Origin of the sequence: Selenomonas bovis DSM 23594 (assembly GCF_000381005.1) — a bacterium.
Lineage (GTDB): Bacteria > Bacillota > Negativicutes > Selenomonadales > Selenomonadaceae > Selenomonas_C > Selenomonas_C bovis.
In genome coordinates, this window is sequence record NZ_KB908432.1 from 1 (window position 1) to 6,658 (window position 6,658).

At 43.0% G+C, this 6,658-nt stretch carries 6 protein-coding genes; 1 reads left to right on the forward strand and 5 read right to left on the reverse strand.

Annotation, left to right across the window (positions count from 1 at the left end):
* The first annotated feature begins 92 nt into the window (after positions 1–92).
* The gene (locus F599_RS15285; RefSeq protein ID WP_071592883.1) at positions 93–470 is read left to right on the forward strand and encodes a helix-turn-helix domain-containing protein; all 378 of its coding nucleotides are present in this window, start codon (positions 93–95) and stop codon (positions 468–470) included.
* A gap of 410 nt (positions 471–880) precedes the next feature.
* Here F599_RS15285 and F599_RS0112765 read toward each other — a convergent pair whose 3' ends face one another.
* The 5 genes from F599_RS0112765 to F599_RS0112785 form a co-directional block, all read right to left on the reverse strand.
* Positions 881–1,648 (reverse strand): DUF6339 family protein, encoded by a 768-nt coding sequence (locus F599_RS0112765; protein ID WP_019543888.1) that lies wholly within the window; start codon positions 1,646–1,648, stop codon positions 881–883.
* Positions 1,645–2,532 carry a hypothetical protein gene (locus F599_RS0112770; RefSeq protein WP_019543889.1) on the reverse strand — a complete coding sequence of 296 codons (888 nt, stop codon included), beginning with the start codon at positions 2,530–2,532 and terminating at the stop codon, positions 1,645–1,647. Before F599_RS0112770 ends, F599_RS0112765 begins: the two co-directional genes overlap by 4 nt.
* Positions 2,516–4,423 (reverse strand): hypothetical protein, encoded by a 1,908-nt coding sequence (locus F599_RS0112775; protein ID WP_019543890.1) that lies wholly within the window; start codon positions 4,421–4,423, stop codon positions 2,516–2,518. The genes F599_RS0112770 and F599_RS0112775 overlap by 17 nt, the downstream gene beginning before the upstream one ends.
* A 17-nt stretch (positions 4,424–4,440) precedes the next feature.
* A complete protein-coding gene (locus F599_RS0112780; RefSeq protein ID WP_019543891.1) occupies positions 4,441–4,683 on the reverse strand; it encodes a hypothetical protein in 243 nt (80 codons plus the stop codon).
* A 429-nt stretch (positions 4,684–5,112) separates the two neighbouring features.
* Positions 5,113–6,228, reverse strand: a complete 1,116-nt coding sequence (locus F599_RS0112785) for a DNA cytosine methyltransferase (RefSeq protein WP_019543892.1) — start codon at positions 6,226–6,228, stop codon at positions 5,113–5,115.
* Between the last annotated feature and the right edge of the window lie 430 nt (positions 6,229–6,658).

Below are 6,658 nucleotides of genomic sequence, written 5' to 3' on the forward strand. Positions count from 1 at the left end.
TGAACTTGAACAGTTAATCAAAAACAAAAATCCATAGCGACTTCCTATGTTAAAATGGTTTTGAAAACAATCATCAACAAAGGAGCATCGCTATGGATCGAAACCTTTTTAACACAGATGAGATTGTTCGTAAATCAGGAAGTTATCTCACGCTTGCTGAACGAGGGATGATCCAAGCTCTGCATAAGGAGGGGATGTCCTTGCGCGGTATCGCTAAGAATGTTGGCTGCACCCATACGACCGTTTATTATGAACTGAAGCGCGGCACACCGCCGCACAAGAGCAATCGTAGCCGCATCACCGGATATACCGCCAAGCGCGGACAGGAAGCCTACACGGCGAATCGCAAGCGCTCCAAACGCCCTTGCAAACTTGATCGCGATGACTGCAAACCGTTCATCCAGTGGATGTGTGAGCGCATCCGCAAGGAGCGCTGGTCGATAAACGAACATAAGAAAACCCGCCGTTAACTCGCAACGATAGGCGGGTTTTCTTAAACCAATATCAAACGGGGCTGACCTGCTGGACAGCTCTTTTTTCATTGTATCACAGGCTCCTGGGATTGCAATCATGGATTCCCTGGCTTTGTCAGATCTTTTATTCACGCCAGAACACGCCGTGCCGAATCAGATTCTCCGGTCGGATCCGATCAAAATCCAGCGGACCGTTGGTGTCTCCTGTGAGATAAATCATAACAAGGCCCTCACAAACAGAATCTATCACGATTTCTTTTCTGCATCCACCAACTTCTGGTACATCTTCATCAGCTCCGCCACGCAGTCACTAAAGCACGTTTCTCAACATCAAATAACAGAGGGAAGAAAACTAATCGGATATGCTTATCGGCTAATATTTTCCAAAGTCATACTCGATTACTCTATCATTTATTTATATCTTCAGTATCTGTAGCTTTTTCATCTTTCTTTGCAAGCTCTTCTGCTTTCTTAAGAATCCGATCATGAATCTTCTGTTCCGGAAGGCAATCAAGGATATAGATACCGCCAAGCTCATCCAGATAGATTTCTAGATCTCGCATTCTTTCAGATGACACTGGAATGCCTCTATTCTGCGCATCAATCACGGCTTGAATAAACGGACGGAGGACCTCCGGATTATTTGCTGTATTCCGCTCCAGAATATCCACAATAAATCTGGCATTCTGCGTCACAAACCGTGTCAGATGATACGGATCAGAATCTGTCTTATCATAGGTAAGCCGTCCCGTCCACCAAAGACGCGACATGGCATTCCGTGTAAGCGACCGTCTAGCTCCAAATCCGAAGAAATAATGCTGGAGAATATTCTCTTTCGAATGGTTTTTCCTTACTTTCCATCTATACTGCACGTACGTCCAGAACGGACCAAGGCAGAGGGCAGACCAAAGCCGTTCATCAGATGCTTGGGAATCAGATAGAAATTGGAAAGCATTATACACTGCCTGAACATTTACCGGGTCCGTCTTATCCGGAACATCGTTACTCATATCAAGCAAAACCTGTGGCATCGGAAACTTGGAATCTGAAAAGATGTTCCGACCAAGCTCCTTTTGAAGCCAGGTATTATCATCTTCCGCAAAGTGATCCGCAAAGGAACTCACATTACTTTTAACAGTATTCATATCATCTGTCTTTAAAAATGGCATCATCATACGACGCTGCCTCCTTCCGTTCCTTCACCGCCGGACAGCTCTGCAAATGCGCTCGGAAGCGGACTCCCGATTAGCTTCTGAGCAAGTTCCATAGAATCCATGCCGGAAAGGTCGCTTTCCACATCACAGTTAAACTCTTTTGATAAAACATGCTTAATTGAGCGGAACCATCCACAATCTATTTCTCGGCGGTTCATTTCCTCACTGTCCCACCGCTTCATCTCCTCAATCACAAAGACCAATGCTGGAACGATTGTCAGCGCATTCAGTACCGGTTCAAACTTCGGATTCTGCGACATCGATTTATAACTGTAATAGTCGTTAAACGGTAGCTGAATCACAATCTTATCCCCGTTCCCATCGACTTTCATCTCTTTAATGGCTTCATCCGTATTCTGCACGATTGAAAAAATCGAAGGTGTATTGGCAAGATCGTCGATACTGTCAGAAACATCTGCGTTCACTTGCTGTCCTACAGCAAGTACGCATCCTTCTTCAATATCGAAAGTCATGCCTTTATAATCATCATCAAAATCTGTGCTGGAATAGGATGTGATATCTTCCGTTGCTACTATAAACGGACAAATCTGGACACTACCCTTTACCTCACGGTTGGACAGCACATAAGATAAAGAGAATCTATCCGTACGGATCACCTTGCGGAAACCAGTCTGCGAGCACTCCAGATGATATACAAATAAAGATTTTCCGCTCCGCACAAGACCAAGAAGTTCCTTATTTGTAAGAGTCGCCTCAAACACGAGTTTCGTATTGAAACCGTCCTTTACTTGCGTGATTTTTACATCAAAGGCATGCTTATCTTTGTAATCATCCAAAAAATACGCAAGCACGGGATAAGGATACATTTTATACCGTATGTCCATAACCTTTTACCTCCATGCTGCAGTAGTCTCCGCCGAAATCCAGTTTCAGATTGATTTTAAGTGGTTTTCCTGCTTCAAATGTAAGACCTGTAATCCGATTTTGTTCCACTTTGAGCGGCGTTCCATCAGAAAGAGATGCTGATACCGCATCTGTACTGTAGTCCCCGGATTCTGCTGCGATAAACACTTCAAGATACCCGTTGGTAGCAGATACTGCCGGTGTATAGAAAATCTGATACTCACCCGTCTTACGGCTCTTACATACAGCTCTCTTTTTGGACGGTCGGATATAAACAATTTTCTGTTTATGATCAACCGGATGCGTACCAGCGCCAGGTCCTTCATTGGAACCGCCGCCACCAATATTGTTGCCGTTTCCACTACCACGTCCACTGCCTTCGCCGGGCAGGCCAGTCGACGTTTCATTCCCTTTTGGATCATTTTCGCCAGCTTTTACACCGGTATCCGGATTCTCCGAAGACGCACCAGAATCAGCAGACGATCTTACTGTCCGGGGTGTCAGTGTGACCTCACGGATCACATCTGTCAGTGTTTCTTCTCGATTTTCCTGTTTTCCTTCATCCTCTGCCGCAAGATACTGTCCAACAGCCGGATCAAGAGGAGCTCCGCCGCCCTCCTTTTTTTGCTCATTAAAGCAACTGCGAATAAAGCCATACAGCTTTTTTGTTATTTTTATTGCCTTTTTCTTATCATCCGCCCGATCGGTTTCCCACTTTGTATGCTGCGGATTCTCCAGAGAGCGCAGAAACGTATTCAGATTATCTCCCTCAATGTACATAATTCCAGCGAAAGGAATGATGTTGCTAATGTAGCCCCGATCCATGATTTTCATGCCGGTACCTCTTACAAGCGCAACACGGTGCCACAGGCCAGGGGAAATCAAAATCTTCAGATGAGCGGTTCCCAAGCCATCCACATCCAGTTGATGCTCCGGACAGTTTTTCTTATCTGCACAGAGTACCTGATAATACTCATCTGCATGTTCTTTAAATTTGTCCTTGTACTGCTCCATCAGCTTTGGAAGATGGTCTTTGCTAATCTCAATACCTTCAATTCTTACAATCAACCTGCCGGAAAAAACAGCATATAAGAATCCGTCAAGCACAGAAACTACCATCTGAGTAACCCAGTCTTCATCCGGATCAAAGCCAAGGATATAAATATCTGTACCGCTCATACCATCCGGACGCATGAACCTAGGATCAAGAAAGATCTGGTTCTTTACCGGCATGTTCTTCTCAAGACCGTAAAAACCTGTTCCCTGCGTTACTGTGCCATCATCCTTCTTAAAACTTGTCAGACGAGCAACACCTTGATATGCCTTTATTCCGTCTTTATCAACTGTAGAATAAAATACAGTACGGAAATCTGAGCAGGCAAATGGTGCAAATTTGCCAATGCCAAAGGAACCACCTGCTGTTCCGGATTTATCTGATGCACCGGTTGACTTTGTCAGATTACACCAAGGGGAATTATAATCCTGATCAGATCCGGTCAAGCCGGACGTATGAAAATCACTAATGCGGAGACAGCGGATATATTCCTTTTTTCCTGCTTTCTGCGCATTCTTAAAGAATTTCACAGCCTTCTGGCTGTGCTGCACACTCCAGAATTCTTCTGCACGATGAAACGCATCCATCAGCTGATCAAAATGAGGAACTTCGTCCTTTTTAATCTGAAACGTCTGGAATTCAACCTTGACAGGCTGATTATCAACGCCAGCATCAATCGAGTTCTGGCAGATTTCTCTGGCGAGGGACTTCATTGGCGTCCCTTTAAACGTTTCAACACCTGAGTCCGCAATGCCGAAAATCTGGCCATAATCATTCGAAGGAAAGCGCCAATCTTTCCAAAGTTTGAATTCTTCCATGTTTCCTCCTCTTAGAATTACTTCTTAAGCGAAAATTTTGTGGTTTTTTCCGTATCTTGCGCACTGAATTTCTTTTTGGCATCCTTTACAGCACTCTCAATCGCACCGAAAATCTGATTTACATCAGAAGTTGTATACTCATAAATATTGGAATTCGAACAGTTTCCCAACAGCTCAACCATGTTCAAAATTTTATTTGTACGTGCTTCTGCAATGCGTACAAACTTATCTCTTTTCGATTCTGTTTTCTTATCAGCCATTATAACTTCCTCCTGTATAATATTTCCTGTTACGTTCATAATAAACTTCTCAGCCTATTTTTGTCAATATTATTTTAAAATTATTATGCAAATATTTTTATCATTTCTTGTCTATTAATCCATTAAATCAATTTAAGTACATGAATGTGCATTAAGTTGTTTTTATATTATATTCACATATGTTCTTATGTTTTTCAATATACTATCACTTCAAAAACATAAAACCGTGAACCTAAGGAATTTAAAGCTACCTCAGACTCACGGTCCTAGTTATATTCTTTTCACATTTCGACATCCAGCAATTTGGAATGGTTACGGTAAGACCTTTTTACCTGCGTTTCTTTCTCATCCATGAAAATATTCTCCATCGACAATGAAACTCTGGCTTTGTACCTTTTGAACGGGCATTGCTCCTATTCCAGCGTCATATCATCCATTTTTCTTTCCCTTTTTCGGCTTTGTCTTCTGATCTCCATCCATATTCGGCTCAATCCATGGGTATTCCTCACCTGCAAAGCTGTCCAACACCGCTTTAGTCACAATCCCCGATAATTTGCAAGGTACTGCCATGCCGATTTGACGGCGCACAGAGGCATATTTCCCCGTAAAAGTATAAGTATCAGGAAAAGTCTGAATACGTGCTCTCTCTCGATTTGTAAGCTCTCTTGCACCATCCCAGTGGTATCCCCAGGTCCCACCTCCGCCATTTGCAGTGATTGTATAACCCGGCTTATCAGGACGCAACTTCCGATAAATCTGAGAAAAGCTATAATGCTCCTTGATGCGATATTCATCCGGAAAATCTGGATTTTTCATCGCTTGCCAGATATTCTGTCCCGGGAGCGTATGCTCCAATTTTCCAATCACTCTCTGCGTTAGCTTCTTTACCTCATTATTTGAAGCCCATTCCGGAATATCAGCTAAAGCATGTCCTGCCGTTACGTCAATATTCTTATACGGCTCCGGACTCGGTACATGAAACTCCACGGGAAGATCATTCCGTATGCCGACGATAATATATCTGTGCCGAATCTGTGGAATGCCATACTCCTCGGCTTTATACAGATGAACCGTCAGCTTATAGCCGCTCTCTTCCATATCAGTAAGAATCTGTTTGAAATCATTGGTTCCAGCAGTGCGAATACCAGAGACATTCTCTGCGATAAACCAGAATGGTTGAAACGTGCGAAGGACTTCGATTCCATACCAGTAAAGCCTTCCGAACTTCTCATTCTCCATTCCCTGATGCTCGCCGATACTTGAAAACGAATTGCATGGAAATCCATAGGCAAAAGCATTGATTGGAGCAAGTTCTTGGATATTAAGTCTGCGGACATCTTTACAAATCACACTGTCTGGATTCTCCGGACAGATATTGTTCCGATAGGTATCGCAGGTATCTGCGTCTACATCGTTTGCCCAGACATGCTGCACGTCCAAAAGACCATTTCTGCTATGAGCGTGAAGGGCTCCGTAAGCAAGACCGCCCGGACCGCAATAAAGCTCTCCCAGACGAAATGTATATTTCGTATCAAAGTAAGCCATTATCTATCCTCTTTCTCTACGCAGTACTGATCCACCCAGTCTTTAATTACACCAGATACGCTCTTGCCAATGGAAGCTGCATATATCTTAAGCCTCCGGTGATCTGATCGATTCATAGATATACAGACAGATTCCTTTCCATCTTTCGTAATAGAAGATGGAGAAGCTGGCTGATGTATTTTGTCTGCCATAGTAATACCTCAATGCCGATAACTTCTCTCGAAAATTCCAAGCCATATATTTATATAGTTTCTATATAGAATAATAACACAAGCGGATTGATTTTTCAGCAGAAATCTCGGTAGTGTCAACCCTTATATGTAAACTTTTTATAGGGTTCATTGTAAAATGAACTTGAACAGTTAATCAAAAACAAAAATCCATAGCGACTTCCTATGTTAAAATGGTTTTGAAAACAATCATCAACAAA

Coding starts and splice junctions, on each gene's coding strand:
- F599_RS15285 (WP_071592883.1), top strand. CDS start 93: ATGGATCGAAACCTTTTTAACACAGATGAGATTGTTCGTAAATCAGGA.
- F599_RS0112765 (WP_019543888.1), bottom strand. CDS start 1,648: ATGATGATGCCATTTTTAAAGACAGATGATATGAATACTGTTAAAAGT.
- F599_RS0112770 (WP_019543889.1), bottom strand. CDS start 2,532: ATGGACATACGGTATAAAATGTATCCTTATCCCGTGCTTGCGTATTTT.
- F599_RS0112775 (WP_019543890.1), bottom strand. CDS start 4,423: ATGGAAGAATTCAAACTTTGGAAAGATTGGCGCTTTCCTTCGAATGAT.
- F599_RS0112780 (WP_019543891.1), bottom strand. CDS start 4,683: ATGGCTGATAAGAAAACAGAATCGAAAAGAGATAAGTTTGTACGCATT.
- F599_RS0112785 (WP_019543892.1), bottom strand. CDS start 6,228: ATGGCTTACTTTGATACGAAATATACATTTCGTCTGGGAGAGCTTTAT.